Source organism: Nocardia sp. NRRL WC-3656, from assembly GCF_000720265.1.
In the GTDB taxonomy this organism is placed as follows: domain Bacteria; phylum Actinomycetota; class Actinomycetes; order Mycobacteriales; family Mycobacteriaceae; genus Nocardia; species Nocardia nova.
Genome location: NZ_JOJF01000028.1, coordinates 43,697 through 70,435 on the forward strand (window position 1 = coordinate 43,697; position 26,739 = coordinate 70,435).

Genomic DNA, 26,739 nt, shown 5'->3' on the forward strand with positions numbered 1-26,739 from the left:
GCACGATGACCATCCAACCGACTGCACCCAGCAATGGGCACTTCGATCACCACGACGCCATACCCGTCGCGATCACCACGCCGCCGGCGACCGGCCCGCGTCCGGCGTCACCGCCACCGGGCGTGCCCAAGCGCGACATCGCCTTGTCGCTGGCTACCGGCAAGCCGATCCCGCGCGAATGGCTACCGCAGGTGCTCGCCCTGGTCGATGAACAGCAACGCATCGGCGTCACCCGTGATCCGGACACGTTCAGCCAGATGGAAGCTCTCGTCATGAGCAAGGGCATGCTGGCCGCCGAGGAAGCCCGCGAACGCGGTGCCGACCAACTCGCGCAACTGGCATACCAGGCCGCCACGATCAAGGGCGAAATGACCACGGTGCGCGCCGAACTGGATCGCCTGGACGAGCAGCCGGTCACCGGCATGAACGGCGACGTCATCCCAGCACGCGACGCGACCGAGCGCATGAAGACGGTCAGCGCCAGAGTCACCGAGGAACGTGACGCGGGCAGCCTGAAGCACCGCCGGGTGCCGGTGTGGCTGTACCGGTTCTCGACGTGGGCGGGGCTGCTGGATTTCCCGGTACTGGTCTATTTCCTGGCGCAGGTGTTCAACGTCGATCTGACGGGCATCACGAGCGGGGACGGCGCGGCGTGGGGCGGCAGCCTTATCCCGCTCGTCACGTCGGTCGTGTTCGCGTGTTTGGGCACTGCGGCCGTGGCCATCGGCTTGAAGTTTTTCGGCCGCGACCTTAAGGGCTACAAGGACGCTGACGGAGCAGTCGCTCTACCTGTGGGCTCGGCGCGTATCCTGCCGCTCCTCTTCGTGGGCTTGGCGACCGCACTCGCCGTCGGGGCGGGGATCGTTATGGCCTACCGGATCATCAGCGACAGCGTGGCGGCGGGCGGCGGCATCACCGGCGCGGCCATTCTGGGCGTGTTCTTCGCGCTCATTGTGATCGTGGTGAACGTGGTGGTGTTCGCCACCAAGTTCCGCGACGGCTCGCTCCAGACGGACGAGGTGGGGCATCTGGCGGCGCAGCTGGAGCCGATCGAACAGCAGCAGCTGGCGCTGCAGCGCCAGCTGGATGGGCTCTCTGCGCAACTGCCGAGGCTCAAGCTGAAGGCCGAGCGGGTCTTTGCCTCGACGCTCGCCAAGATGGGCGCGCCGATCAAGGGCGCCGACCAAGTGCGGCTGCTGGCCCGCTCGTACCACCAGGGGTGTGGCCCGGAGGCGGTGTTCGCACACCAGGACGGCAGCCCGAGCGCCAACTTGCTCCGGCCGCCCGTCGCCGTCGACCGGTCTATTCTGATCGAGCTGATGGAGCGCCTGGACGAACTGGTGGCCGAGGCCACCACGTCCGCCACTGCCGACAAGCCGCGTCGGACGTCCTCAGGGGGCGCGGCCCTGGTGACGATCACCTCTACCGACGTGGACGACACCGATGACCTCGGTGGTGAGTGGTGAACATGGACTTTCCGCATAACCACCGGGTGATTCTCAACGAGTTGCAGCCCCAGGTACCGCAGGGCGACGATCTCGAAACCTGCAGTGAGCTGGTCAATTTCGTGGTGAGGCGCAGTTTGCGCCTCACCGGCGAGATCGAACGCTTTGCCGGCGAACGAGAAGATCTGGCACCGACGAGCAGCCGACTGGCACTGGCGTTCGCTGGCCTGGTCGCGAACGAGGCGATCGAGTGGGTGCGGCGGTGGCCGCGGTGAGCGGGGACTCGCCGTCCGGCATGGTCGAACAGTTCAAGCGGGCCTGTATCGGCATCTTGCTGGGCGTGATCGCGATTTACTTCGCGGTCAGTCTGATTCAGTCGATGTGGCCGACGCTGGCGGTGATTCTGGGCGCGATCGGCCTCGTGGCCATGGTCGTCGTCGGCATCATCATCTGGCGAAAGATGCGTGCCGGGTGGTGAACGAAATTTTTCAAACAAACCAGATTTTCCACCTCTGTTAATGATGGCCGTTTCGGTGTTGTAGTTTACGCAAACCCTATTGCCTGGGGAATTAATTCACCGCATAGTAGAGACATGATCTGGTGAATATATTCACCGGCTAGCCCGGCGATCATCTTCGCTGGTGGCGACCAATATAAACGTAATTCGAATAGGAGGACTGCTATGTCTAAAACAGGGCGATCAAATTACCGCCGGAGCGGCCGAGAGCGGCGGCATCAGGCGAAACTCGAACGACGGATTTATGTGCGAACTGTGAGGCGCGAGCACCCCGACATTCGTCTGCTGGGAAAAGCATTTCTCGCGTTGGCGCTGGCTGATGCCTCCCGTACGGCTGACGCCAAGGCCGAGGCTCGCGCCGTCGTCGACACCGACGCGCACACCACTGGGGAGGAGGTTCACCATGACGACTGACCAATCCGAACTGCCCGTAGATGCTGACTCGTTGGTGTGGCAGCACTTGTTCTGGCCCAGTCCGTTTCGCGAAGCCTCGGCGACGTCGCTGCTGCGGCACTGGGCCGCGCAGAAGCACGCGCCGCAGCTGATCCTTGAGGCACGCAGCGACGCCAGCGGTGTTGAGTACCTGGTGGGGAGCCAGTTGCGTCATGCCCTGCCGATACGGCGGTCGGTTGAACAGTTGGTGGGTGGCAGTGTCGTCACGCCGTTCGACGCCGATGAACGCCGGGAGATGCGCACCGCCCGCCGGGTGAAGCTGACCGCGACGGATTGGCCGCTGGAACCGGTCGATCGGGTGGCGTCGAGCCGCTCCATCCTGAGCGCGCTGACAGCCGTGAATCGTGGCGAGCGCCTGGTGATTCAGGTAATCCTGGGGCCACGCCGCCAGCCGATGCTGCCGCCTGTCGAACCCCCGGCCCATCAATCGGTGGCCTCGAAGGTCTGGAGCGGTCTGTTGCCTGACCGGCGCCCGAACGCCCGTCAGGCCCTCGTCCGCAAACTTGGCCAGCATGGCTTCGCGGCCGTCATTCGGATCGGCGTCGAGGCCGGCACCGCGGAACGACGTAAATCGCTGCTGTTGGGTCTGGCCGCGGCGCTGGGGACGGTGGAAACCGCCGGGGTGCATTTGAAGCTGGCGGGGGAGAAGGCCGCCAGCATCAACCAGCCGAAGTCGGGCTGGTCGATGTTCATGCCTGCCCAACTGGTCAGTGTGCCCGAACTTAGTCACCTGCTGGCGTGGCCGGTATCGGATAAGGATGAATACTTCCCGGGCCAACCGCCACTGCACCCCCGGCCGGTACGGCCTTCAGATGCGGTGCAGACCGGTGAGCGAACCATCGCCACCGCGAACGCGCCGGGCGTCACCGCGACGATCGGTTACAACGTCATCGACAGCATGCGTCACACCTGGGTGATTGGGCCGAACGGCACCGGCAAGTCGACGCTGCTGCTGAACCTCATCGTGCAAGACCTGGAGGCGGGCCGCCCGATCGTCGTCATCGAACCGAAAGACCTTGTGGCCGACGTTCTGTCCCGCATCCCCGAGGAGCGGAAGAACGATATTGTGCTCCTCGACCCCCTCGATAGTGCCCCGGTCGGTATCAACCCGCTCAGCCGATCGTTCGGTGGGAGGAGCGATGGCCGGACCCCGGAAGTCGTGGCGGATTCGCTAGTCGGCACCTTCCAATCGCTCTATGGCGACGTCGGCCCGCGCAGTCTGGACATCCTTCGAAACAGTCTGGAGGTGCTGGCCAAGCGCGACGACGCCAGTCTGGCCATGTTGCCGCTCCTGCTGACCAATCCTGGGTTTCGGCGGTCACTGACGCAGCGGGTGATCAAGGAAGATCCATTCGCGGCGGGGCCCTTTTGGCAGTGGTTCGACTCGTTGTCACCCGAAGGCGTGGACAACAAGATCGCGCCACTCAGCAACAAGCTGCGGCCACTGCTGACCAAACAGCTCAGAGCAGTGCTGGCGCAGCGCAATCCGAAGTTCAACATTCGCCAAGTGCTGACCGAACGCAAGGTGTTGCTGGTACCGCTCCAGAAGGGCGTCATCGGGCCGGAGTCGGCGCAACTGTTGGGAGCGATCGTGCTGGCCGAGTTGTGGCAAGCGATCCGGGAACGCGCCGGCACCCCGGAGGAGTCGCGGATTCCCGTACTCGTCTATATCGACGAGGTACAGGACTACCTCAAACTGCCAACGGATTTGGGCGATGCCCTGGCTACCGCCCGCTCCCTCAAAGCCGGATTCCACATGGCGCACCAATACGAGAAACAGCTGCCCCCAGCGATGTTGGACGCCTTCCGTAACAACGCCCGGAGCCGCATCACCTTCCAGCTCCAAGCAGGTGACGCCAAGAACATGGCCGAGGGGCAATCCGTCTTGGTACCCCAGGACTTCGGGACACTGCCCGCTCACCACGTCTACGCCAGCTTGATGCGCGACAATTCGGTGCAGCCATGGGCATCCGGCGTGACGTTGCCGCCCCCACCCGAGATCAGCGACCCAGAGGAGATCCGCCGGTTAAGCCGTGAACGCTACGGCCAGCCGCTGGACGAGATTGAACGCGGATTCGCTGAGCTGCTCGATCAGGTCAACGGTAGCAGCACCTCGATAGGTGGGGCCGGCGCGCGGCGTAGGAGGCAAGCGTGAGCGGATTGGCGGGCGGCGGAGCCGCTTCTAACAGAGGCCATCTCGATGGCCGTCTCGCCTCGACCAACATTCCTGCATTCTCGCCGGTCAGCTCCAAGTTCCGCGTCCCGCTGGACGCGAATGATGGTGCCCATTCGGGCACCACACACCAACATCCGCCGCGACGTCGTACCCGCCAGCCAATCCGTGATCTGTCCGCCATCGCCAAGCAGTTGAGTGAGCGCGATTGGGCCATTCTGCGGTCCGTGGCCGAGCATCGGTTCCTGACCGTGCGCCATATCGAGTCGTTGCATTTCGGCGATCTGACACCCGGCTCTGGCCGGCGCAAAGCGCAACGAGCGCTGGCTAAGCTGCGACAGCTCCGTGTGCTGAACAACCTGACCCACCGGGTCGGAGGTCTGGCCGGGGGCAGCGACGGCATGGTGCACTACGTCGACGACATCGGGCAGCGCCTGCTTCGGCGGGAGTCCGGAGCCGTGGCCCGGCGGCGCTTCCACACCCCGACCGAACGGTTCTTGGACCATCAACTGGGGATTGCCACCGCGCACGTAGCGCTTGTGGAGGCATCCCGGCACGGCCAACTGGAACTGCTGAAGTGCGACATCGAACCTGTGGCCTGGCGTGACTACGTTGGCATCGGTGGCGCGAGGCTGACACTCAAGCCGGACCTGTATGCCGAAACCGCGTATCCGCCCGGCAGCGAGTACGTCGACGCGGCGTTCATCGAGATCGACATGGGCACCGAGAGCATCCCGACGCTCATCCGTAAATGCCATGAGTACGAGGCGTACTGGCGCCAAGGGGCCGAGCAAGAAAAGAACGAGGGCGTCTTCCCGCTGGTGGTGTGGAGCATCACCCCTGAAACGCCGTCCAAGGCCGAGAGGCGACGCGACGCCCTCGGCCGGGCCATCGACAAGGACCGCAGACTGCGGCCGGAACTGTTCCGGATCATCGCGCCGGAACAACTGCCCGAACTATTGCAGAAAGGAGGTGAACTATGAAGCAGCACAAACTAATTCAGTCGCCCGAGAACGCGGCGCCGCACCGTCGCTATCGCACCATCATGGCCGACCCACCCTGGGACATTCTCCAGCGAGGCCACCGCGGCGCAGATCAGCATTACCCGCTCATGACTGTCGAGCAGATCAAAAATATGCCTGTTGTCGATCTTGCGGAAGACGATGCGTACTTGTGGCTTTGGGTGACCAACGGTTCATGGAGGGCAGGCTACGACGTCATGGAAGCCTGGGGCTTCACCTATCGTTCCCCACTGACCTGGGTGAAACCGCGATTGCAGCTCGGGCAATACCTGCGCAACATGACCGAACACGTCCTGTTTGGCACACGCGGGAAGGCCAAGGTCAACTTCCGGGCGCAACCGACGTGGTTCATCGCGCCGGTGCAGGAGCACAGTCATAAGCCGGAAGAGCAGTACGCGATCATCGAACGCGTCAGCGGCGGCCCCTACCTGGAGCTGTTCGCCCGCCGGGCGCAACCAGGATGGGACGCCTGGGGCAACGAAATCGACTCGAACATCATGATTCCCGGCTATCCGGTGCCATCCGATGCGAAGCACCTTCGACAGGAAGCTGATCAGCCTCGCGCAGCGCCGGAGAAACTCGCTACCTGAGCGGACATGCCTCATCGGTGTCCTGCGGCCGTTTCCGTAAGCGCAACAAGCGCTTGCCGGCCGCTCGCACCGAGGAGAAGGACCATGTCCGAACCGAACCGGGAAGTCACCCTGGCGATCCGGATAGACACGGCGCGGCACACCCAGCTGACCTGGATTGCCGATCTCAGGAAGCGCAGCCTCAAGGCTGAATGCTTCGCCGCCGTGGACGCTTGGATCGAGGCTGCCAAGAACGATCCTGACCTGATGGCCAGGGCCAACGCCGCTCGCGCTGCCATCGAAGAAGAAGCACGCACGCGGCAGGCAGCCATCAACAATCTGTTCACCGCCACACCACCCCCGCCACCCGACGATGAGGACACCGCCGTCGTCATCCCCGAGGAGGCGGAACCCGCCACCGAGGCCGCCGATGCGACCGAAGTGACGGACACGACGGAAGACGCACCGGCACAAGGCGCTCGCCGCAGTCGGGGTCGTCGTGGCAGCCAACAGGCGGGAGGTGAACAAACGGACAGCTGAGCCACGCTCAGCGCCCGGTGTAAGAGGCCGGCGGACAGCAGATCGAGGAATGCACAGACCTCGCTGCTGTCCACCGGCCAAAACTCAAACGTAACCGAAAGGAGGAAGATCATGAGTGAGAAATTCCAGAATCCACAACGTAATTCGGGCGAGGTGATACCGCCCGCCGAACCGAACCACGACCGCAAGCAGCGCCTCGCATGGGACGTGAGTGAGGCGCTGCTCCAGGCGGTTTACGACGCCGCCGAACGCTCCGGCGAGGATGCCCGGTCAGCCGCGGTGACCGTCGCGCTGCAGCAGGTGGAGCGGACACACGTTTTCGACGTGGCCGACGAAGACGATCAGCACGTTCTAGCGTCGCAGGCCGACTATGCGGCCGCCCGGCTTGTCGAACTCATCGACGCCTGCGACGAGCTGACTACGAGCGATCTCCAAGGCGCCATCGAAGCATTGGCCATGCGGCTCGTCCATCACCAGCTGCCGGTCGGCGGCGTCGAGCAGACGGAAGGCGGTGATCATGAATGAGCGGTTCCCAAATCCACACGCACACAACGACTACCAGCCTGACATTGACGCCCAAGGCTATGAGGAGTCGAGCCGCGAACAACCGCCACGTCTCAATCCGCGTATCTACGTCACCCGCGGCTTGCCGCTGCGGGCCGAGTTGACCGACGGCACCTGGCTGGACATGGCCCGCGACCCGGCCACTATCGCTACCGAACTATATGCGGTCCTCGGCGATGACGAGGCGCATGCCGGTGCTCCGCTGTATATCTGGGACTATCAGGACTTCGGCGCGTTCGACGTCAGGACCGGCGCGATCGGACTCGAAGGCACCGACAGCATCGAACTGCTCTCGCAGGTTGCGCATGGCCTCACCGAACACGGTCCGGCCTACGCGGCATGGGCGAAATTCAACGAGGACGACCCCCGCCTGTTTGACCACTTCGAACGCGCCTACCAGGGGCACTACGAAAGCGTCGACGGTTACGTCCGCCACCTGCTCGCACCGCTCGGACTGGATGAAGTCCTGAAAGACGCCTTACCAGACCAGCTCAAACACCTCGCCTACATCGACTACGAGGCGATCGGCGAGCAACTGCTGGCACAAGACGACATCGTGGCCGTTCCGGCAGAAGGCGGCGGCGTGTGGATATTCGACGAGCGAGCGTAGGCAGTCGATATTAATGACTTCGTCAGAAAATAGCCTATCGGGAAATTGTTGTAGAAATTGTAAAAGTCACGAAAAAGCGTTGAAATAATTCCCCAATTGGAGGTATTATTCAAATACGAATGGGGACAAGAAAATGAACGAAGATTTGCATGTTAATCAAACAAGCGACATCGCCAGATTAGGCAGACTGCTTCAGCTGAGACGGGAAGCGCTCGGGCTTTCGGTGCGAGAAGCTGCGCGGCGTGCCGACGTCGATAAAGGTACTGTCTCTCGGATCGAACAGGGGCAGATCCCGAATCCGAGGCCGGAAAACATAAAGGCTATCGCGAATGTGCTGCGCGTGCCGGTAAGTGACCTGTTTGCAGTGGCCGGTTGGATGCCTAAAGGTGAATTGCCGACCTTACGGCCGTATCTGCGCACGAAGTACAACCTCACCGCCGAGGAGATGAAGGACATCGAGAGGGACTTCGCGCGCATCGCACGGGAGAAAGGTATCAGTTTCAATGAATACGACGGCCCGATCGACGGTGAAGATGAGGGGTAGCTAGCGGGGGAGAAACGCACCGCCTTCAGCGATTAATAATTCCTTAATGGCAGACTAGAGGGAAAGAAAGGAGTAGTGCGCAACTATCAAACGTTAATTTGTAAGGAGGTGACGCTCAATGCGAGACGGACGACCAATCTCTAACAAACCGGTAATATTGCCAGTTCGGCAAGGAGGGGAGTATTCGCAACGGCAGCCCAGTATTTTGCGTGAACTGCGTATCCGGATCCCCCGCCGCCCAAACGTAACCTACTCGGAAGCGCTTGTGATCGCCGAGCTGCAAGCGGCTACGCTCCTGGAGCTGTGCGAGGTTGACGCGGCACCGGTTTTGAGTGAGATCGTCACCAACCTGCCAAAAGTCCGCGTTGAGCACGCCTTTCAGAGCGCCTCGGGCGCAAGCTTCTGGGATCGCGAACGAAGCGAATGGGCGATCTATCTCAACCGCGGCGACTCCCGTCGTCGTCGTCGGTTCACCCTACTCCACGAATTCAAACACATAATCGACTACGGGTACCGACACGTGCTGTATGCCGGTCCTGGTCATAGTGACTCGGACATCGAGGCCGAACGCGCAGCCGACTACTTCGCTGGCTGCGTCTTGGTGCCGAAGAAGTTCCTCAAGCGTGCATGGGGAAACGGAATACAAAAGGTCACTGACCTTGCACATCTATTCCGGGTCAGCGAGGTTGCGATTGAAGTGCGTCTTCGTCAAACCGGATTGGTCGATTGTTCGCACCGTGAAGAGAGCGGCGTTGTGCGGCATGCGATGGGATGGGCAGTGAACTGTCAGGGCCGTCACGGCGGCAGCTGGTGGCAGGACGCCTTAAACGTCGACTTGGTTAGGAGTTTGCAATGAATATTACTGAAAAAGCGGTTGATCATCGAAACGATAGAGCACTCGCCGTGCTGTTTCTGTCCATGGCGTCAATGCCGGTTTCGGCCGCACGTGGCGGCGAGCCGCTGGCAGTTCAGGTGCAACGCGAGAATGGAAGAAAAAAGGCAGCTGAGCTGAATTCTCATGTCTCACGTGAGTTCGTCGAGATCGGTGTTGCTGCGACAGGCCACCGCAAGCGACCGGCGATTGTTGAACTACTCCACTATCTGGACGAGAACCCCGGTATATGTTACGTCATATTCTCGGCGACAGGCCGGGTGTCACGCCGATTTGAAGACTTCCGCGAACTGATGACCCAATTCGATGCCCGTGACGTGGTCGTGGTGCTTCCGTATGGCGATCCTTTGATGCCTGCGGCTGTTCGCGAAGCGCTCTGGCGCACCACTGAATGGGTCCGGGAACGGAGTCTGGCAGCACGGGCGCAACGTCGCCAGAAAGCGGCATCTGCCACCTAACACCCCTGAATAGCAGGTAACGATATCGGAGGGAAGATATGACACGAAACAGATTCGAAGCAGTGGGTCCGAGCATGACCGTGGCAGACCAGCCGCTGAAAACGGCCGTGTCCTATCCGCGTGTGTCGACTAAGGAGCAAGCCGAGAAGGATGGCGCCGATCCGGATGGGTACTCCCTACCGGCGCAGCGAGATGCCAACCGTAGGAAGGCTGCATCGCTCGGCGCGGTCGTCGTGAAGGAGTTCGTGGAACGCGGCGAGAGCGCCAAGACCGCCGATCGGCCGAAGCTTCAGGAGATGCTGTCTTACATCAAGGAGCATCCGGTCGACTATGTCATCGTTCACAAGATTGACCGGTTGGCGCGCAACAGGGCCGACGACGTCGAGATTCATATGGCGATCAGAGCTGCTGGGGCTGAGCTTGTTTCGGCAACGGAAAACATCGACGAAACCCCCTCGGGCATGCTGCTGCACGGCATCCTCAGTTCCATCTCTGAGTTCTACTCTCGCAACCTCGCCACCGAGGTGCTGAAGGGCATGACCGAGAAGGCTCGCACCGGCGGTACGCCACATCGAGCTCCCATTGGCTACCGCAATGTCGGCATCATCAACGAACAGGGAGTCGAGATCCGCACCGTGGTTGTTGATCCCGAGCGCGGACCCCTGATCGCGTGGGCCTTCCAGGCATATGCCACTGGAGAGTGGACACTGAAGCGATTGGCGAAGGAACTGGAGATCAAGGGGCTGACCACCCGGCCCACCCCAAAGCGTCCATCGAAGACGGTTGAGTTCAACAAGCTGCAAGAGATCCTGCGCTCGCCGTACTACAAGGGGGAAGTGGTCTACCGCGGCGCCACGCATCCCGGCCGGCACACCCCCTTGGTCGATTCGGTCACCTGGCAACTGGTGCAAGCCCTGCTGACTTCACGGGTCAACGGCGAGAAGCAGCGCGAACACCCGCACTACCTCAAATCGACCGTCTTCTGTGGCGGCTGCGGCAGCAGGCTCATCGTCACCCACGCCAAGAACCGGCACGGCACGGTTTACCCATACTTCGTGTGCCTGGGCCGTCATCAGAAGGTCAACGACTGCCAGCGCCGCGCCGTTCTAATTGACCGTGTAGAGGAACTGGTCGAAGAGGAATACAAAGCGGTCCAGCTGATCCCCGCACTGCGCGAGCAGATCGAAACCAGCTTGCGTGGTGAGCTCTCCTCCAGCCGGCTTGCTGCGAATCGTGAGGCACGCGAGCTGGACCAGCAGAAGAAGCGCCTGCTCGATGAGCGTGGCAAGTTGCTACAAGCCCACTATGCCGGCGCGATCCCACTTGATCTGATGAAGCAGGAGCAGGACCGCATCGCGGAGCAGCTGGCGCGCATCGAGGTCCGTTTGGAAGCAAGCGTCCTCAATATCGAGGTCGTGGAGAACAACCTCCGCACTGCGCTGAACTACGCCAGCAATTGCTACGCGGGTTACCTGGAAGCCAGCACAAGCGTCCGCCGCCTGTTCAACCAGGCGTTCTTCGAGAAGGTCTACCTCGAACAGGATGAGGTTCGCGTGGAGCTAGCCGAACCGTTCAACACATTGCTCGGCGGCGAGCTGATCGGTCACGTTGCGAGCCACGCCGAAGCCGCAGCTCCTGCGACGGAGGTCGACTCCGCCGACCAACGGCTCGCCGAGGACGGAGTAGCGCTGATGGACGTCATCCGCAACGGGTCGGCAGCTCGTGCAGGAACGAAAAAACCTGCACCGGTTGGTGCAGGTTTGAAAGGCAACGGTCTGGTGCGCGAGGGGGGACTTGAACCCCCACGTCCGAGGACACTGGAACCTAAATCCAGCGCGTCTGCCAATTCCGCCACTCGCGCGTGATGGTACGACCGTCCAAACTCTACCGGCCCGGGCGCGGATCGCGAAGCCACGCGGGGGTGTCGCGTACCCGCGGGTAACACGAACTGGGATTATAACGATTTGGCAACTCCCAATATGAGGAACCCTCAACTTTCTGACTTCCGAGTAACGCTGCCACCTGGGGCTTCAAACATGAGGGAGAGTCATGTTTGGCGGTGTTCTTGTACGATCGTACCGAAATACTCGACGGTAGGGATGCGGGGGCCAGGGAAACGTGAGGCTTTCCTCATGATTTTGTGCGAACCTGAGGCTTCGTCAGGTCCTCAGGGGTGAGGGACGCCTGTGCACGCAAGAGCGGGCCCCGCGGGGTGAGCCGCCACGAGAAGGAAGTCGATACGTCTTGACGATCAACGAACGCACCGGGACCGGAACTAACGCGAAGGTCGCTGGGGGAGTTTCGGATACGGGTATCAAGTCGTCGCTGCTGGATCGCCTGCTCGGTGGTGAGAAGTACGCGCTGGCCTTCGGTGGCCAGGGTGCGCAGTGGCTGCGGGAGCTGGAGGAGATCGGACGCGACAGCGCGCTCGAGCCCGAGTTGACCGCGCTCGTTCACGAAGCGGATGAGCGGCTGGAACCGGTGGCGGCGCAGCTGCTGGTGGTCCGGCCCGTCGGCTTCGACCCGATCGCGTGGATGCTCGAGGACGAGCTCGCCGACGGCGAGGAAGGCGAGGAGTCGGCGGCGCCGTCCGCGCAGGCGCTGCGTTCCGCGGCGGTCTCGATGCCGGGTGTCTTTTTGGCGCAGGTCGCCGCACTGCGGGCGCTGCGGATGCAGGGACTGGATCCGGCCGAGCAGGCGCCGACCGGCATCATCGGTCACTCCCAGGGCCTGCTCGCCGCCGAGGCCGCGACCGCGCAGGGCGCGCGTGACGCGGAACTGCTCGCGCTGGCCCAGTTGATCGGCGCGGCGGCCACACTGGTCGCGCGCCGGCGCGGTCTCATTCCGGTCGGCGACAAATCGCCGATGGTCGCGGTGTCCAATGTCGACCCCGACGAGCTGCGCGCGGTCGTGGCCGAGGTCTCGGAGGGTGTGGACCCGAACATCGCCGCGGTGGTGTCGATTCGCAACGGCCGCCGGCGTGCGGTGCTGTCGGGCACCGTGGCCCAGTTGGAGCGGGTGCGGCAGCGCTGCGCCGAGATCAACGCCGAGCAGAGCCGCGATCGCGATGCGAAGAAGCGTGGCGGCTCGGTGTTCGCCCCGGTCTTCGAGGACGTCCAGGTCGAGGTCGCTTTCCACCACCCCGCGCTGGCCGAGACCGTCGAGCTGGTCTCGGCCTGGGCCGCGCAGTGTGAGATCGACACCGAACTCGCCGCGCAGTTGGCCCGCAGCATTCTGGTCGACCCGGTGGACTGGGTGCAGATCGTCGACGACGCCGTTTCCGGTGGCGCGCAATGGATTCTGGACATCGGCCCGGGTGATCTGCTGAGCCGCCTGACCCAGGGGTCGCTCAAGGGCACCGGCGTGGGCATCGTCGCGGCCGCGACCCGGCCCGGTCAGCGCAGCCTCTTCACCCCGGGCGCGGCCCCGCAGGTCGCCCCGTCCTGGGATGCGTTCGCGCCCAAGCCGATTCGTCTCCCCAACGGCCGGATCGTGGTCGAAACCGCCTTCACTCGCCTGACCGGCCGGTCGCCGATTCTGCTGGCCGGTATGACCCCGACCACCGTCGACGCGAAAATCGTTGCCGCCGCGGCGAATGCGGGTCACTGGGCCGAGCTGGCCGGTGGCGGCCAGGTGACCGAGCAGATCTTCGCCGATCGGGTCGCCGAGCTGAAGACCCTGCTGCAGCCCGGCCGGGCCGTGCAGTTCAACTCGCTGTTCCTCGACCCCTACCTGTGGAAGTTGCAGCTGGGCGGCAAGCGGCTGGTGCAGCGCTCCCGCACGGCCGGCGCCCCGTTCGACGGCGTGGTCGTGACCGCGGGCATCCCCGAACTCGACGAGGCCGTGGCGCTGATCGCCGAACTGACCGAAGCCGGCATCACCCACGTCGCGTTCAAGCCCGGTACCGTCGCGCAGATCCGCGCGGTGCTGCGCATCGCCGACGAGGTGCCGGACTACCCGGTGATCATGCACATCGAGGGCGGTCGCGCGGGTGGCCACCACTCCTGGGAGGACCTCGACGACCTGCTGCTCGAGACCTACGCCGAACTGCGCAACCGCGCGAACGTCGTGGTCTGCGTCGGCGGCGGCATCGGCACCCCGGAGCGGGCCACCGAATACCTCACCGGCGAATGGTCGGTTTCCTACGGCTACCCGACGATGCCGCTGGACGGCGTGCTGGTCGGCACCGCGGCCATGGCCACCCTGGAGGCCACCACCGCACCCGAGGTCAAGCAGCTGCTGGTCGACACCCCCGGTACCCCGGACTGGGTCGCCGCCGGGACCGCCACCGGCGGAATGGCTTCCGGCCGTAGCCAATTGGGCGCCGACATCCACGAGATCGACAACTCCGCCTCGCGGACCGGGCGCCTGCTCGACGAGGTCGCCGGTGACGCCGAGGCCGTGGCCGCGCGCCGCGACGAGATCATCGAGGCGCTCGACCGGACCGCCAAGCCGTACTTCGGCGACGTCGCCGGTATGACCTACCTGCGGTGGCTGGAGCGCTACGTCGAGCTGGCCGCACTGCTGCCCGAGCACCAGCGCGCCGGTCGCGACGGCTTCGACTGCGGCACCGACCTCGGCGACGCCATCGCCGACGCCACCCGCTCGGTCTGGGCCGACATCACCTGGCGGGACCGGTTCGCCGAGATGGTGCGTCGCGCCGAGGGCCGCCTCAACCCCGCCGACCGCGGCCGCATCCCGACCCTGTTCGACGACGACAGCGTCTTCGAACGGCCGGTGCACGTGATCTGCACGCTGAAGGAGCACTACCCGGCCGCCGCCGAGACCGTCCTGCACCCGGCCGATGTGCCGTTCTTCGTCTCGCTGTGCAAGACCCCGGGCAAGCCGGTCAACTTCGTGCCGGTCGTCGACGCCGACGTGCGCCGGTGGTGGCGCTCGGACTCGCTGTGGCAGGCCCACGACCCGCGCTACACCGCCGACCAGGTATGCGTCATCCCCGGCACCGTCTCGGTCGCCGGCATCACCCGCGTCGACGAGCCGGTCGGTGAACTGCTCGACCGCTTCGAACAGGACACCGCCTACACGCTGATCCGCGGCGGTGTCACCCCCGCCGCCGTCGACGGGCGCCGCCGCGCCGACATCGGTTCCGGCGCCATCGATGTCGTGCTGGCCGCGCCCGACGTGCAGTGGGCCGGGCGCACCACCGCCAACCCGGTGCACCGGCTCGGCGATCTGCACGAGTGGACCGTCGACCCTCAGGGCGCGGTGCACCGGCCGACCGGCGCCACCCTGGTTCCGGCCTCCGGCCCTGACGCCGACAACGCCTACGTGGAACTGGCCGTCCCGCTGTCGCCGGCGAACGAGGTCCGGATCCGGATCACGGTTCCCGCTTCGGTCTACAACGGTGGCGCGCCGGTGGTGACCGAAGCCGATGCCGAGACCGCGATGTCGGCCCTGCTGGCCGTGGCTGCCGGACAGGCGCTGCCGGAAGTCAAGTCCGCCAACGGCTCTCACGTCGCACACGTCAACCTCGCCTGGACGCCCGATATGGTCGCCGACCACGCCGGCGTGACCGGCTCGGGTCTGCCGGAGGGCCTCAGCACCATCGGCCGCCGGGTTCCCGACGTGCTGGTCGGCGCCTGCTGGCCGGCCGTGTTCGCCGTACTGGGCGCGAGCCGCGCCGAGGGCGAGAACGGAAGCGTCAGCAGTGTTATCGAGGGCATGCTGGATCTGGTGCACCTGGACCACCAGGTCGACCTGGTGCGTGAGCTGCCCGGTGATCCGGCGGTGCTCAGCGTTCGCGCGGAATCCGCGTCGGTGGTCGACACCGATCTGGGGCGCGTCGTCGAGGTGCGGGTCACCGTCGGCGTCATGCGCGATCACGGTCTGGAGACGCCGACCGTCGCAACGCTGGTGGAACGCTTCGCGATTCGCGGCCGCAACGGCGGCAACGAGCTCACCGATCCGCCGCGCGCGGCCGGGACCGTGTCCGAGGAAGCCACCGAAACCCCGCGCCGCCGTCGTCGCGACGTCACGCTCACCGCGCCGCGGGCCATGGCCGCCTTCGCCGAGGTCTCCGGCGACCACAACCCGATCCACACCAGCAACGCCGCCGCGAAACTCGCGGGCCTGGGCAGCCCGATCGTGCACGGCATGTGGCTGTCGGCCGCGGCTCAGCACGCGGTGTCGGCCGTGGATCCCGAATCTCCGCTGCCCGCACGCACTGTCACCGCCTGGACCACCCGATTCCTCGGAATGGTCCGGCCGGGCGCGCAGATCGATGTGCGCGTCGAGCGGATCGCCGTCGACCGCGGCTGCGAGATCGTCGAGGTGTCCTGCCGGACCGGCGGTGATCTGGTGATGACCGCGACCGCCCGGCTGGCGGCTCCCAAGACCGTCTACGCCTTCCCCGGTCAGGGCATCCAGACCAAGGGGATGGGCCTGGACGCCCGGTCGCGGTCGAAGGCGGCCAAGCAGGTGTGGGATCGCGCCGACAAGCACACCCGGGAAGCTCTGGGCTTCTCGATCCTCGCCGTGGTGCGCGACAACCCGACCTACCTCAAGGCGCGGGGCGTGGAATACCGTCACCCGCAGGGTGTTCTGCATCTGACCCAGTTCACTCAGGTCGCGATGGCCACTCTGGGCGTGGCTCAGGTCGCCGAACTGCGCGAGGCCGGTGCTTTCGTCGAGGGCGCGATGCTGGCCGGCCACTCCGTCGGTGAGTACAACGCGCTGGCCGCGGTGGCCGGTGTGCTGCCGCTGGAAGCCGTGCTCGAGGTCGTGTTCCAGCGTGGCTCGGCCATGCACGAGCTGGTGCCCCGGGATGCGCAGGGCCGCAGCGACTATCGGATGGCCGCCATCCGCCCGTCGCAGATCGGGCTGCCCGACGCCGAGGTGATCGACTTCGTCGCCGGCGTCGGCGAGCGCGTCGGCGAGTTCCTCGAGGTGGTGAACCTGAACCTGCGCGGTTCGCAGTACGCGATCGCCGGTACGGTCGCCGGGCTCGAGGAGCTGGAAGCCGAAATCGAGCGTCGCCGTGCGGAATTCGGCGGTAAGCGTGCCTTCGTGCTGGTGCCGGGCATCGACGTGCCGTTCCACTCGACGGTGCTGCGCAAGGGCGTGCCCGAGTTCCGGAACAAGCTCGAGGAGTTGCTGCCGGAGAACCTGCATCCGGAAATCCTCGCCGGGCGCTACATTCCGAACCTGGTGCCGCGGCCGTTCTCGCTGGAGCGCGACTTCATCGCCGAGATCGCCGACTACGTGCCGTCGGAGCCGCTCCGCGCGGTGCTCGACGACTTCGACTCGTGGTCCGCACGTCCGGAAGAATTGTGCCGGGTGGTGCTGATCGAGCTGCTGGCCTGGCAGTTCGCCAGCCCGGTGCGCTGGATCGAGACCCAGGATCTGCTGTTCGGCGACACCGGACGCGGTGGCCTCGGCGTGGAGCGGTTCGTCGAGATCGGCCTGGCGGCGACGCCGACCGTGGCGAACCTGGCGAGCAACACCCTGAAGTTGCCGCAGTACTCCGCCACCAAGGTCGAGGTGCTCAACATCGAGCGCGAGGCCGGCGTGGTGTACTCCACCGACACCGATCCGGCGCCGGTCGACGAGCCGGAAGAGGCTGTGGCCGAAGCGGTTCCGGCGGAGACGGCCGCCGCGGCCGCCCCGGCACCGGCTCCGGTCGCCGCTGCGGGTGGTCCTCGCCCCGACGACCTCACCTTCACCGCCGCCGACGCCACCCGCGTGCTGATCGCGCTGTGGACCAAGCTGCGGCTGGACCAGATCGGTCCCGTGGACACCATCGAGGCGCTGTGCGACGGTGTCTCCTCGCGGCGCAACCAGCTGCTGGTCGACCTCGGCTCCGAACTGTCGCTGGGTGCGATCGACGGCGCCGCGGATGCCGATATGGGCGCCCTGTCGGTCACCGTCGACCGCCTGGCCCGCACCTACAAGCCGTTCGGCTCGGTGCTGTCCGACGCCATCGGCGACCACCTGCGCAAGGTGTTCGGTCCCTCGGGCAAGCGCCCGGCGGCGATCACCGATCGCGTGAAGAAGGTGTGGCAGCTCGGCGACGGCTGGGCCCACCACGTCACCGCCGAGGTGTCGCTCGGCACCCGTGAGGGCACCAGCGTGCGCGGCGGGGATCTCGGTGGCCTGGTCTCCGGCGCGCTGAGCGACGGCGCCGCGGTGGATGCCGCGATCGACGCCGCCGTGCAGGCCGTGGCCTCGCGCCGCGGAATCAGCGTCGCGCTGCCGGCCGCCGGTGGTGGCGGTGGCGCCACGGTCGACGCGGCCGCCCTCGGTGAATTCACCGAGCAGATCACCGGTCGCGACGGTGTGCTGGCGACCGCCGCCCGGGTGGTGCTCGAGCAGCTGGGGCTCACCGACCAGGTGTCGGCGCCGGAGGCGAGCGACGAATCGCTGGTCGACCTGGTCTCGGCCGAATTGGGTTCGGACTGGCCGCGTTTGGTGGCTCCGGCCTTCGACGCCCGCAAGGCCGTGCTGATCGACGACCGCTGGGCCACCGCCCGCGAGGATCTGGCCACGCTGTGGCTGGGTGGCTCGGGTGAGGACATGGTCGACAGTTTCGTCGGAGCAGGTAAGGCCGTTGCGGCACAGGCGCAGTGGTGGCGCAAACTTGCCATGGGCGAAGCGCGTTCGGTGCTGGCACGGACCTATGAGCGGATCGCCGAGGCGGCCGTGAGCACCGACGAGGGTGTCTGGTCCGCCGATACCGCGGTGATCACGGGCGCGAGCAAGGGGTCCATCGCGGCCTCGATCGCGGGCCGGCTGCTCGCCGGCGGCGCGACCGTCATCGTCACCACATCCAAGCTCGACGACGACCGCCTCGCCTTCTACAAGCAGCTCTACCGCGAGCACGCTCGCGCGGGGGCCGCGCTGTGGGTGGTGCCGGCGAATATGGCCTCCTACTCCGATATCGACGCGCTGATCGACTGGGTCGGCAACGAGCAGACCGACAACGCCGGTGGCGCGAAGGTTCTCGTGAAGCCCGCGATGACCCCGACGCTGCTGCTGCCGTTCGCCGCCCCGCGGGTGGCCGGCGATCTGGCCGATGCCGGGGCGCGCGCCGAAATGGAGATGCGGGTCCTGCTGTGGTCGGTGGAACGTCTGATCGGCGGTCTGTCCGCCCTCGGCGCCGACCACGACGTGGACGCGAAACTGCATGTGGTGCTTCCGGGTTCGCCCAACCGCGGCATGTTCGGCGGCGACGGCGCCTACGGCGAGTCGAAGGCCGCGCTGGACGCGGTGATCGCCAAGTGGCGGGCGGAGAAGTCGTGGGCGCAGCGAGTCACTCTGGTGCACGCCATGATCGGCTGGGTGCGCGGCACCGGCCTGATGGGGCATAACGATCCGCTGGTCGCGGCCGTCGAGAAGGCCGGCGTGCACACCTGGTCCACCCAGGAAATGGCCGACGAGCTGCTCAAGTGGTGCACGTCGCGGGCCCGCGCCGTCACCGCCACCGGACCGCAGCAGATCGACCTCACCGGCGGCCTGGCCGGTGCGAAGCTGGACCTGTCGGCCCTGGCCGAGGACGTCGAGCGCGAGCCGGAGGCGATCGCCGACGAGCGGGCGACGGTTCCGGCGCTGCCGGTGCCGCCCACGCTCACCTCGGCGCTGCCGACTCCCGAATGGGGCGCTGTCACCGCCGATCTCGCCGATATGGTCGTGATCGTCGGCGCCGGCGAGCTCGGGCCCTACGGTTCCGCGCGCACGCGCTTCGAGATGGAGGTCGCCGACGAACTGTCCGCGGCCGGCGTCCTGGAGCTGGCGTGGACCACCGGTCTGGTCACCTGGGAGAACGACCCGAAGCCGGGCTGGTACGACGCCGAAAGCGGCGAATACGTCGAGGAATCGGAGCTTGCCGAGCGCTACCACGACGCGGTGGTGCAGCGCTGTGGCATCCGCCGCTACGGCGACGACGGTTCCATGATCGACAACGCGGCGCCGCTGCTCACCTCGGTCTTCCTCGACCGGGATCTGAGCTTCGTGGTCAACAGCGAGGCCGAGGCGCGCGCGTTCTACGCCGCCGATCCGGAGCACACCGTGATCAGCCCCGTCGCCGAGTCGAGTGACTGGCAGGTGATTCGCCAGGCGGGCACCGAGATTCGGGTGCCGCGCAAGGCGAAGCTGTCGCGCACCGTCGGCGGTCAGATCCCCGAGGGCTGGGATCCGACCAGCTGGGGCATCTCGCCGGATATGGCGAGTTCGGTGGACCGGGTGGCGCTGTGGAACATCGTCTGCACCGTGGACGCGTTCCTGTCCAGCGGCTTCAGCCCCGCCGAGCTGATGAGCTGGGTGCACCCGGCGATGGTGACCAACACCCAGGGCACCGGTATGGGCGGCATGTCCTCGATGCGCTCGCTCTACATCGACAACCTGCTCGGTGAGCCGCGGGCCAACGACATCCTGCAGGAGGCGTTGCCGAACGTCGCACTGGCGCATGTGGTTCAGTCCTACGTCGGCAGCTACGGCGGCATGATCCACCCGGTCGCGGCGTGTGCGACCGCGGCGGTGTCGGTCGAGGAGGGTGTCGACAAGATCCGGCTCGGCAAGGCCGAGGTCGTGGTCGCCGGCGGTTACGACGATCTCGGTATCGAGGGCATCGTCGGCTTCGGTGACATGTCGGCGACCGCGGATTCCGCGGCCATGAGCGCCAAGGGCATCAGCGACCGCTACTTCTCCCGGGCCAACGACCGGCGTCGCGGCGGATTCGTCGAATCCCAGGGTGGCGGAACGGTTCTGCTGGCCCGCGGTGACATCGCCGCGGAGTTCGGCCTGCCGGTCCTCGGTGTGGTCGCGTTCGCGCAGTCCTTCGCCGACGGCGTGCACACCTCGATCCCGGCTCCCGGACTGGGCGCGCTCGGCGCGGGTCGCGGTGGTGCGGAATCGCGGCTGGCCGCCGAACTGCGCAAGCTGGGCGTGACCCCGGACGAGATCGCGGTGATCTCCAAGCACGACACCTCCACCGCCGCCAACGATCCCAACGAATCGGAGCTGCACGAGCGGCTGGCCGGCGCGCTGGGACGGTCCGAAGGCGCACCGATGTTCGTGATTTCGCAGAAGTCGCTGACCGGTCACGCGAAGGGCGGTGCGGCCGCCTTCCAGCTGATCGGGCTGTGCCAGGTGCTGGAGCAGGGTGTGATTCCGCCGAACCGCAGCCTCGACTGCGTCGACGAGAAGATGGCCGAGTACCCGCACCTGGTGTGGCCGCGGCAGCCGCTGCGGTTCGGGGATCGGTTCGCGCTCAAGGCCGGTCTGGTGACCTCGCTCGGGTTCGGGCACGTCTCCGGCCTGCTGGCGGTCGTGCATCCGCAGGCCTTCGTCGAGGCGCTCGATCCGCAGCGTCGCGACGACTACCTGCGCCGCGCCGAGGAACGCCGGCTCGCCGGGCGTCAGCGGCTGGTCGAGGCGATGTGCGGTGGGGAACCGCTCTACGAGCGGCCCGCCGACCGCCGTCTCGGCGGCGACGGCACTCCGGCCAAGCAGATCCGTCAGCTCGAGGCCGACGTGCTGCTCTCGGCGGAGGCCCGCCTGGGCGCCGAGGGGCTGTATCTGGCCCACGGCTCCTGCGGCACAGGCGAACTGGTCGGTAACCGGGAAGCCGAGAAGTAGGGAGATCGGCCCCGGGAAGTAACAACTCCCGGGTAACGATCCGCCGATACCGATGATGGCCCGCCGAATCCGTAGGCTGCGGATTCATGACCATCCTCGGTATCGGCTTGGATCTGGTGACCATCTCCGATTTCGCCGAACAGCTCGAACGGGCCGGAACCACCATGCTCCGGGAGAGTTTCACCGCGGGTGAGCGGCGTTACTGTCAGAGCAAGGGCACCGATCCGGCCCGCAGTTTCGCGGCGCGGTGGGCGGCCAAGGAGGCCGTGCTCAAAGCATGGGCCACCTCGCGGTTCGCTCGCCGCCCGCAGATCGGTGACAACCCGTATCCGCTCATCGAAGTGGTGAACGACGCCTGGGGCCGGCCCAGCATCAAATTGCACGGACTGGCAGCGGAATTCCTGCCGCGGGTGCGGGTGCACCTGTCGATCACGCACGACGGCGATACGGCCGCCGCGATGGTCGTCCTCGAGGATCCGGGCGAATTGGCCGATCTGATCGAAAACCCCTGAAGCGGTAGGGCTCCGGCAGCCCGAGTCGGCCCGTCGCTCCTGCGAAGGCCGGAACCGGCGACGTCTCGCTCACACGTCGCCGGTTCCGCCCTTCGTCGGAGCGACGGAAAGCCTTGTCGCTCGAAGGTGCGCGTCGCGCGCGATCAGGCCGTCGTATCGCGTTGTCCGGTGCGCGATTCCTTCTCCGCGATCAACAGGTACGCGACCATGAGCCGCTTGAGTTCGGCCACGGCCGCCTCGTGGCTGAGCCCGTCCTGTACCGAGAAATTCAGCATCGAATACACCACGTGCACCAGCACCTGGGCCATCATCGAGCGGCGCCCGCGCGGGGTGCGCGGCATCAGCGGCCGCAGCATCTGCTGCACCGCCTCGGCGAATTCCTTCTCGTGGATGGCGCCGGTGGCGCGGGTCGACGGGGTCGACTGCATGGCCAGCCAGACCTCGCGCCGCGACGGATCGGTCATCCACAGTTCCGCGAGGTGGTCGACGAGTTTGTTCATATGCCGCAACCAGTCCATCGACGGAATTTCGCCGTGGAAGTCGGCCAGCTCCTGGGAAACGGCCACCAGATCCTGCCGATTCAATTCGCAGACGATGACGTATTTGTTGGCGAAGAACTGATACAGCGTGCCGATCGGTACCTCGGCGCGGGCGGCGACTTCCTCGCAAGTGAACGATTCGAATCCGACCTCGACCAATAGTTCGCGCGACGATTGCAGCAGCGCATCGAATTTGCGCTTGCTACGTTCCTGGGTGGGCCGCCGGCGCGGCATCAACTCCTGCGGGTCGTCCTGCAGCTCCAACGCCGGATCAGGACGCCGGTTCGACCTCGGTGCCGTGCGCGCTTCCACCACATCCACCAGGCTAGCGGTAGCGACACGCGGATGACACACGGTGCCGACTTCTGTACCCGCGATTCGGTCCGATTCATAACCCATCCAAGCCGAATGTGGTGACGAACACATACCGAGTAGATCTACATCGGCGGGGGTGTGTCGATTTTCGATCATTCCCGCTGCGGCGTTGAACCGCTGCTCGGCGCAGCTTCTCCGGCGCGGTTCCTGCACACGGAAGGCCTGATCTGTGGTGGTTCGACCTGTGGTGACTCTCGGTGCTTCGATCGCTCGCGACTGCGTGGACGCGGTGGCCCTGCGCGAGGGAAGCGCGAAACTGACCGACCGGGTGCTCGCGCACCACGTGGCCGAACTGGGCGCCGCGTCGCCGGCCGGATTGCCCGGACTGATCGAAGCGCTGCTCGACGGGCTCGCCGCGCGGGTCGGCGCGGAGTACGAGATCGCCGGGGCGGCCGTGACCTATCGCGATGCCGCGGGCCGGCGGGCGGTCGTCACCGGCTTGGCTTCCGGGCCGTGGTACGAGGCCTCGCTGGTCTCGGCCAAGTCGGCGCATCTGGCACTGGCCCGCGCGATGACCTGGGCGAGCGAATTCGACCACCTGCTGATCTGCGAGCTGACCCCGGGATACCAAGGCTTCTCGCTGATTTCGCCGCATCGCGACCGCGTGGTCGCGGCCACCGCGACCGCCGCCGGTTTCGTCTCCGAGGATTCGGTGCGGCCGGGCATCGCCGCCGCCTGGGATCAGCTGGATGCGGCCGGTGTGCGGCCCAGCGCGGTCGTCGCGATCGGTTCGGAGGCAGAGCAGCCGGGGCTCGCCGCGGTGTTGTCGGCGGGGTTCAACGCGCCGGTGATTCCGTGCGCGGTGGCGGAGGCCGGGTCGGCGATCGGTGCGGCACTCGTGGTGCAGCCGGAGGCGTTCGTCGCGGGAACGGGGGAACGCGCACGGGTATCACGCAATTCGGTCGCGGTCGTCGCCGCGGCGAGCGTGCTGGCCGGCGGTCTGACCATCGGCGGCGTGCACGAGCTCACCGACCATCCGCGCTCGGATGCCACCACCCGCCTCGCCGACGCCCGCAACGCGCAGCCGAGCCGGGGGCCGCGCCACGCGCGACCGGAACCCGGTCTGCCGGCCGTGGATTCGATTCCGGAATTGCCGGTCGACGGTCCCGCCGATCGGCCGTCATCGGGTCCGCGGCATGCCGCACCGGATCCGTCCGACGCCGGTCCGGCCGCGGCGGGCTGGGGTCCGGACGGTTCGTCCTGGCTGGGCGTGCGCGGGTCGGATCCGGCGAGTGAGCCGAAGCGCCTGACCAAGGAGGCGCCGCAGCCGGATTCGGCGCAACCGCAGACGAAGTCGGTGATCCCCGCTCCGACCGAACCGGTCGGAGCGCCCAACGGCTCGCTGCTGTTTCCGGGCGAGCCGGCGCCGCCACAGCTCGGTACCGCCGAATTCACCGAGTGGTGGGACAACCACTGGCGGCTGGCGCTGCGCTGGATGGTCGCGATGATGCCGCAGCACGACTGAACAGCCGCGAAGCACTCGCGAGGGGCCCGGGACGATCGTCTCGGGCCCCTCGCCTCGTCTACGGCCGGTCCGCGCTACACCGACAGGTCGCGGCGCAGCTTCGCCACATGTCCCGTCGCGCGCACGTTGTACTGCGCCACCTGGATGACACCCTGCTCGTCCACCAGGAAGGTGGAGCGGATGACGCCGGTGATGCGCTTTCCGTACATCGTCTTCTCGCCGTAGGCGCCCCATGCCTGGAGCACTTCGCGGTCTGGATCGGAGAGCAGCGGGAAGGTCAGTTTCTCGTTGTCCCGGAATTTCGCCAGCTTGGCCGGTTTGTCGGGCGAAATACCGATGACGTCGAGGCCGGCCTCGTTCAGCTCGGTCAGGTTGTCGCGGAAGTCGCACGCCTGCTTGGTGCAGCCGGGCGTATTGGCGGCCGGGTAGAAGTAGACGATCACCTTGCGGCCGCGGTAGTCCGCCAGCGACACCGGCTTACCGTCGGCGTCGGGAAGCGTGAAATCCGGCGCGGGATCGCCGGGGCCGAGTTCTTTGGTATCGGTCATGCCAGCACGGTAGCCCACCGATGTGACAACGGACGCGACATCGGTGGCGGCGGATAGACTCGACGCCCAGCGACCTACCGGAACGACAACAGGAGACAATGTGGCGAGGGATACCGAGCACATCGAGCGGGAGATCGAAGCCGCGCGCAATCGGCTCGCGGGCACACTCGACGAGCTCGCGGTGCGGGCGGACCCGCAGCGGATCGCCGACAACACCAAGAGGGCCGTGGTGGCGAAGGTGAACGAGCCGAAGGTGAAGTACAGCCTGATCGGCGCGGGCGCTCTGGTCGGCGTGCTGGTGCTGATCAAGATCTTCCGCCGCTGACGCCGCAGAAACGACGGAACCCGGTGTGACACGGTGTCACACCGGGTTCTTTTCGTCTACGGCCAGTGCCGTGGGGATCAGACGGTCGGGCAGGCCATACCGGTGCCGTCGGGATCCAGGTGCGGCGAATAGCCGGGCTCACCACGGAACAGCGGGGCACGACCCGCCGCCCGGGCCTCGTCACAATTCTTGAACGTGCCTCCCGCCGAACCCGTCTGGGTCAGCCCCGCCGAGCCGGTGGCACCGACGGCATCGTCGATACCCGACGATCCGGTACCGGCGGAACCGGTGGGAACGAAACCGTCGGCCATGGCGGACGGGGCGGTGAGGACGATCGGGGCGGCGAGGGTGATCAAGCCCGCGCCGGTCACGATTAGCCTGCGAACGTTCATGTATTCCTCGATGTCAGCTGCGGTTGATACGGCGGACCGGCCGCACTCCCCGCGGTGGCAGGGCCGGAACCGCCGAGTCTACTGTTCTGATGGCGACCGCCGTTGTCAACCGCACGGCCGAGAGCCGCTTATTCACCCAGGCGGCGGCCCGTCATATGTTTCGCCGGAATATGTCCCATTCGCCCGGCCTCGAAATCCGTTATGGCGTCGTTGATTTCCTGTTTGGAATTCATCACGAACGGCCCGTATTGCACGACCGGTTCACGAATGGGCGCGCCGCCCAGCAGTAGTACCTCGAATTGACCGGTGGGTCCGTCCTGGTGGTCGTCGGCGGTCAGCGCGACGGCCTCGCCGTGGCCGAGTACCGCCAGTTGCCCCTCGGAAAGGGTGCGGCCCTCGTCGCCGACGGTGCCGCTGCCGGCCAGCACGTACGCCATCGCGGTGAACTGCTGCGGCCACGGCGTTTCCAGCCGCGCGCCGGGGCTGATCGAGGCGTGCGCGTAGGCGATGGGCGTATAGGTCGAGCCGGGGCCCTCGTATCCGCCGATATTTCCGGCGATGATGCGCACGAGTGCGCCGCCGTCGTGGGAGGTGACCAGTGTCAATTCGCTCGCGCGCAGATCCTGGTAGCGCGGGTCCGCCATTTTCAGTGACCGCGGCAGGTTGACCCACAGCTGCACGCCGTGGAATACGCCGCCGGAGATCACCAGGTCCTCGGCGGGAAGTTCGTCGTGCAGGATGCCCGAGCCGGCGGTCATCCATTGGGTGTCGCCCTCGGCGATCGTGCCGCCGCCGCCGTTGGAATCGTGGTGGACCATGGTGCCGTCGATCATGTAGGTGACGGTTTCGAAACCGCGGTGCGGATGCCACGGGGCGCCCTTGGCCTGGTAGGGCTCGTAGGCGACCGGCCCCATGTGGTCGAGCAGGATGAACGGATCCGCGGTGCGCACATCGAGGCTCGGGAAGGGCCGGCGCACCTCGAATCCGGCGCCCTCGAGTTGTTTGTGGGCGGTGGTCACGGTCCGGACCGGCCGCTGCCGCATGGTCTGTTCCGGTCGGGGCAGTCGCGGCAGCACCAGGATGTCGTCGACGGTGATCGCGGGCATGGTGTCCTTACCTTTCTTTCGTGGTGATAGAGCCCGCAGCCATCGGGTTCCGAATCACCTGGGAGCGGTGGGTTTGGCTTCATGGTCGTTGCCGAGGT

The 26,739-nt window shown here is 66.1% G+C and carries 21 protein-coding genes, 1 tRNA gene and 1 pseudogene; 17 read left to right on the forward strand and 6 right to left on the reverse strand.

Annotation, left to right across the window (positions count from 1 at the left end; genetic code table 11):
• Positions 1-5 precede the first annotated feature (5 nt).
• Genes IG65_RS0127820 through IG65_RS0127830 form a run of 3 tightly spaced genes read left to right on the forward strand, consistent with a single transcriptional unit; the run spans position 6 to position 1,923 of the window.
• Positions 6-1,466, forward strand: a complete 1,461-nt coding sequence (locus IG65_RS0127820; RefSeq protein WP_030517913.1) for a hypothetical protein — start codon at positions 6-8, stop codon at positions 1,464-1,466.
• Positions 1,460-1,720: a hypothetical protein gene (locus IG65_RS0127825; protein WP_146165329.1), complete on the forward strand. Its 261-nt coding sequence runs from the start codon at positions 1,460-1,462 to the stop codon at positions 1,718-1,720. Before IG65_RS0127820 ends, IG65_RS0127825 begins: the two co-directional genes overlap by 7 nt.
• The gene (locus IG65_RS0127830; RefSeq protein ID WP_231509473.1) at positions 1,708-1,923 is read left to right on the forward strand and encodes a hypothetical protein; all 216 of its coding nucleotides are present in this window, start codon (positions 1,708-1,710) and stop codon (positions 1,921-1,923) included. Before IG65_RS0127825 ends, IG65_RS0127830 begins: the two co-directional genes overlap by 13 nt.
• 222 nt (positions 1,924-2,145) lie before the next feature.
• Here IG65_RS0127830 and IG65_RS38680 read toward each other — a convergent pair whose 3' ends face one another.
• Complete coding sequence (locus tag IG65_RS38680; protein ID WP_197039949.1) at positions 2,146-2,367, reverse strand: hypothetical protein; 222 nt, start codon at positions 2,365-2,367, stop codon at positions 2,146-2,148.
• On the opposite strand from IG65_RS38680, the gene IG65_RS0127840 reads away from it, so the two are divergent.
• The 10 genes and pseudogenes from IG65_RS0127840 to IG65_RS39900 all read left to right on the forward strand — a co-directional run.
• Complete coding sequence (locus IG65_RS0127840; protein ID WP_030517916.1) at positions 2,366-4,570, forward strand: type IV secretory system conjugative DNA transfer family protein; 2,205 nt, start codon at positions 2,366-2,368, stop codon at positions 4,568-4,570. The two genes, IG65_RS38680 and IG65_RS0127840, sit on opposite strands and share 2 nt — an antisense overlap.
• Complete coding sequence (locus IG65_RS0127845) at positions 4,567-5,571, forward strand: replication-relaxation family protein (protein ID WP_231509475.1); 1,005 nt, start codon at positions 4,567-4,569, stop codon at positions 5,569-5,571. Before IG65_RS0127840 ends, IG65_RS0127845 begins: the two co-directional genes overlap by 4 nt.
• Positions 5,568-6,200, forward strand: a complete 633-nt coding sequence (locus IG65_RS0127850; protein ID WP_051757009.1) for an MT-A70 family methyltransferase — start codon at positions 5,568-5,570, stop codon at positions 6,198-6,200. The genes IG65_RS0127845 and IG65_RS0127850 overlap by 4 nt, the downstream gene beginning before the upstream one ends.
• An 84-nt stretch (positions 6,201-6,284) precedes the next feature.
• Positions 6,285-6,719: a hypothetical protein gene (locus IG65_RS36180; RefSeq protein ID WP_051757011.1), complete on the forward strand. Its 435-nt coding sequence runs from the start codon at positions 6,285-6,287 to the stop codon at positions 6,717-6,719.
• 111 nt (positions 6,720-6,830) lie between these two features.
• Entirely contained in the window at positions 6,831-7,244 is a 414-nt protein-coding gene (locus tag IG65_RS0127860; protein ID WP_030517920.1) for a hypothetical protein, read from the forward strand.
• The gene (locus IG65_RS0127865) at positions 7,237-7,893 is read left to right on the forward strand and encodes an antirestriction protein ArdA (RefSeq protein ID WP_081879814.1); all 657 of its coding nucleotides are present in this window, start codon (positions 7,237-7,239) and stop codon (positions 7,891-7,893) included. The genes IG65_RS0127860 and IG65_RS0127865 overlap by 8 nt, the downstream gene beginning before the upstream one ends.
• Before the next feature lie 133 nt (positions 7,894-8,026).
• Entirely contained in the window at positions 8,027-8,437 is a 411-nt protein-coding gene (locus IG65_RS0127870; RefSeq protein ID WP_030517922.1) for a helix-turn-helix domain-containing protein, read from the forward strand.
• A gap of 265 nt (positions 8,438-8,702) precedes the next feature.
• Positions 8,703-9,293 carry an ImmA/IrrE family metallo-endopeptidase gene (locus IG65_RS0127875; protein WP_051757013.1) on the forward strand — a complete coding sequence of 197 codons (591 nt, stop codon included), beginning with the start codon at positions 8,703-8,705 and terminating at the stop codon, positions 9,291-9,293.
• Positions 9,290-9,787, forward strand: coding sequence for a recombinase family protein (locus IG65_RS37240; protein ID WP_081879816.1), 498 nt, complete (start codon positions 9,290-9,292; stop codon positions 9,785-9,787). Before IG65_RS0127875 ends, IG65_RS37240 begins: the two co-directional genes overlap by 4 nt.
• A gap of 74 nt (positions 9,788-9,861) precedes the next feature.
• Positions 9,862-10,920: pseudogene (locus IG65_RS39900) on the forward strand (recombinase family protein); the annotation flags it as partial.
• A gap of 643 nt (positions 10,921-11,563) precedes the next feature.
• Here IG65_RS39900 and IG65_RS0127885 read toward each other — a convergent pair.
• Positions 11,564-11,648: transfer RNA gene (locus IG65_RS0127885), tRNA-Leu, on the reverse strand.
• A 383-nt stretch (positions 11,649-12,031) separates the two neighbouring features.
• Between IG65_RS0127885 and IG65_RS0127890 the strand changes: the two genes are divergently transcribed.
• Together IG65_RS0127890 and IG65_RS0127895 are read left to right on the forward strand one after the other, a co-directional pair.
• The gene (locus tag IG65_RS0127890) at positions 12,032-21,379 is read left to right on the forward strand and encodes a type I polyketide synthase (protein WP_030517925.1); all 9,348 of its coding nucleotides are present in this window, start codon (positions 12,032-12,034) and stop codon (positions 21,377-21,379) included.
• Positions 21,380-21,465: 86 nt separating this feature from the next.
• The gene (locus tag IG65_RS0127895) at positions 21,466-21,891 is read left to right on the forward strand and encodes a holo-ACP synthase (RefSeq protein WP_030517926.1); all 426 of its coding nucleotides are present in this window, start codon (positions 21,466-21,468) and stop codon (positions 21,889-21,891) included.
• Between the two features lie 143 nt (positions 21,892-22,034).
• On the opposite strand, the gene IG65_RS0127900 is transcribed toward IG65_RS0127895, so the two are convergent.
• Entirely contained in the window at positions 22,035-22,664 is a 630-nt protein-coding gene (locus IG65_RS0127900; protein WP_228533674.1) for a TetR/AcrR family transcriptional regulator, read from the reverse strand.
• 328 nt (positions 22,665-22,992) lie between these two features.
• Between IG65_RS0127900 and IG65_RS0127905 the strand changes: the two genes are divergently transcribed.
• Positions 22,993-24,270 carry a hypothetical protein gene (locus tag IG65_RS0127905; protein ID WP_156055806.1) on the forward strand — a complete coding sequence of 426 codons (1,278 nt, stop codon included), beginning with the start codon at positions 22,993-22,995 and terminating at the stop codon, positions 24,268-24,270.
• Between the two features lie 74 nt (positions 24,271-24,344).
• Here the strand turns inward: IG65_RS0127905 and bcp are convergent, their stop codons facing one another.
• On the reverse strand, positions 24,345-24,818 hold the full coding sequence (bcp, locus tag IG65_RS0127910) for a thioredoxin-dependent thiol peroxidase (RefSeq protein WP_030517929.1): 474 nt from the start codon (positions 24,816-24,818) through the stop codon (positions 24,345-24,347).
• Between the two features lie 100 nt (positions 24,819-24,918).
• Here bcp and IG65_RS0127915 point away from each other — a divergent pair, with 100 nt between their 5' ends.
• Positions 24,919-25,143, forward strand: a complete 225-nt coding sequence (locus IG65_RS0127915; RefSeq protein ID WP_030517930.1) for a DUF3618 domain-containing protein — start codon at positions 24,919-24,921, stop codon at positions 25,141-25,143.
• A gap of 77 nt (positions 25,144-25,220) precedes the next feature.
• Here the strand turns inward: IG65_RS0127915 and IG65_RS0127920 are convergent, their stop codons facing one another.
• Together IG65_RS0127920 and IG65_RS0127925 are read right to left on the reverse strand one after the other, a co-directional pair.
• Complete coding sequence (locus IG65_RS0127920; protein WP_030517931.1) at positions 25,221-25,535, reverse strand: excalibur calcium-binding domain-containing protein; 315 nt, start codon at positions 25,533-25,535, stop codon at positions 25,221-25,223.
• 128 nt (positions 25,536-25,663) lie between these two features.
• Complete coding sequence (locus IG65_RS0127925) at positions 25,664-26,641, reverse strand: pirin family protein (protein ID WP_030517932.1); 978 nt, start codon at positions 26,639-26,641, stop codon at positions 25,664-25,666.
• Between the last annotated feature and the right edge of the window lie 98 nt (positions 26,642-26,739).

What these genes read in the sequence shown, in the direction of transcription:
- IG65_RS0127925 (WP_030517932.1), bottom strand. Translation starts at nt 26,641, where the DNA reads ATGCCCGCGATCACCGTCGACGACATCCTGGTGCTGCCGCGACTGCCC.
- IG65_RS38680 (WP_197039949.1), bottom strand. Translation starts at nt 2,367, where the DNA reads ATGGTGAACCTCCTCCCCAGTGGTGTGCGCGTCGGTGTCGACGACGGC.
- IG65_RS0127865 (WP_081879814.1), top strand. Translation starts at nt 7,237, where the DNA reads ATGAATGAGCGGTTCCCAAATCCACACGCACACAACGACTACCAGCCT.
- bcp (WP_030517929.1), bottom strand. Translation starts at nt 24,818, where the DNA reads ATGACCGATACCAAAGAACTCGGCCCCGGCGATCCCGCGCCGGATTTC.
- IG65_RS36180 (WP_051757011.1), top strand. Translation starts at nt 6,285, where the DNA reads ATGTCCGAACCGAACCGGGAAGTCACCCTGGCGATCCGGATAGACACG.
- IG65_RS0127860 (WP_030517920.1), top strand. Translation starts at nt 6,831, where the DNA reads ATGAGTGAGAAATTCCAGAATCCACAACGTAATTCGGGCGAGGTGATA.
- IG65_RS0127840 (WP_030517916.1), top strand. Translation starts at nt 2,366, where the DNA reads ATGACGACTGACCAATCCGAACTGCCCGTAGATGCTGACTCGTTGGTG.
- IG65_RS0127920 (WP_030517931.1), bottom strand. Translation starts at nt 25,535, where the DNA reads ATGAACGTTCGCAGGCTAATCGTGACCGGCGCGGGCTTGATCACCCTC.
- IG65_RS37240 (WP_081879816.1), top strand. Translation starts at nt 9,290, where the DNA reads ATGAATATTACTGAAAAAGCGGTTGATCATCGAAACGATAGAGCACTC.
- IG65_RS0127870 (WP_030517922.1), top strand. Translation starts at nt 8,027, where the DNA reads ATGAACGAAGATTTGCATGTTAATCAAACAAGCGACATCGCCAGATTA.
- IG65_RS0127895 (WP_030517926.1), top strand. Translation starts at nt 21,466, where the DNA reads ATGACCATCCTCGGTATCGGCTTGGATCTGGTGACCATCTCCGATTTC.
- IG65_RS0127850 (WP_051757009.1), top strand. Translation starts at nt 5,568, where the DNA reads ATGAAGCAGCACAAACTAATTCAGTCGCCCGAGAACGCGGCGCCGCAC.
- IG65_RS0127820 (WP_030517913.1), top strand. Translation starts at nt 6, where the DNA reads ATGACCATCCAACCGACTGCACCCAGCAATGGGCACTTCGATCACCAC.
- IG65_RS0127900 (WP_228533674.1), bottom strand. Translation starts at nt 22,664, where the DNA reads ATGCCGCGCCGGCGGCCCACCCAGGAACGTAGCAAGCGCAAATTCGAT.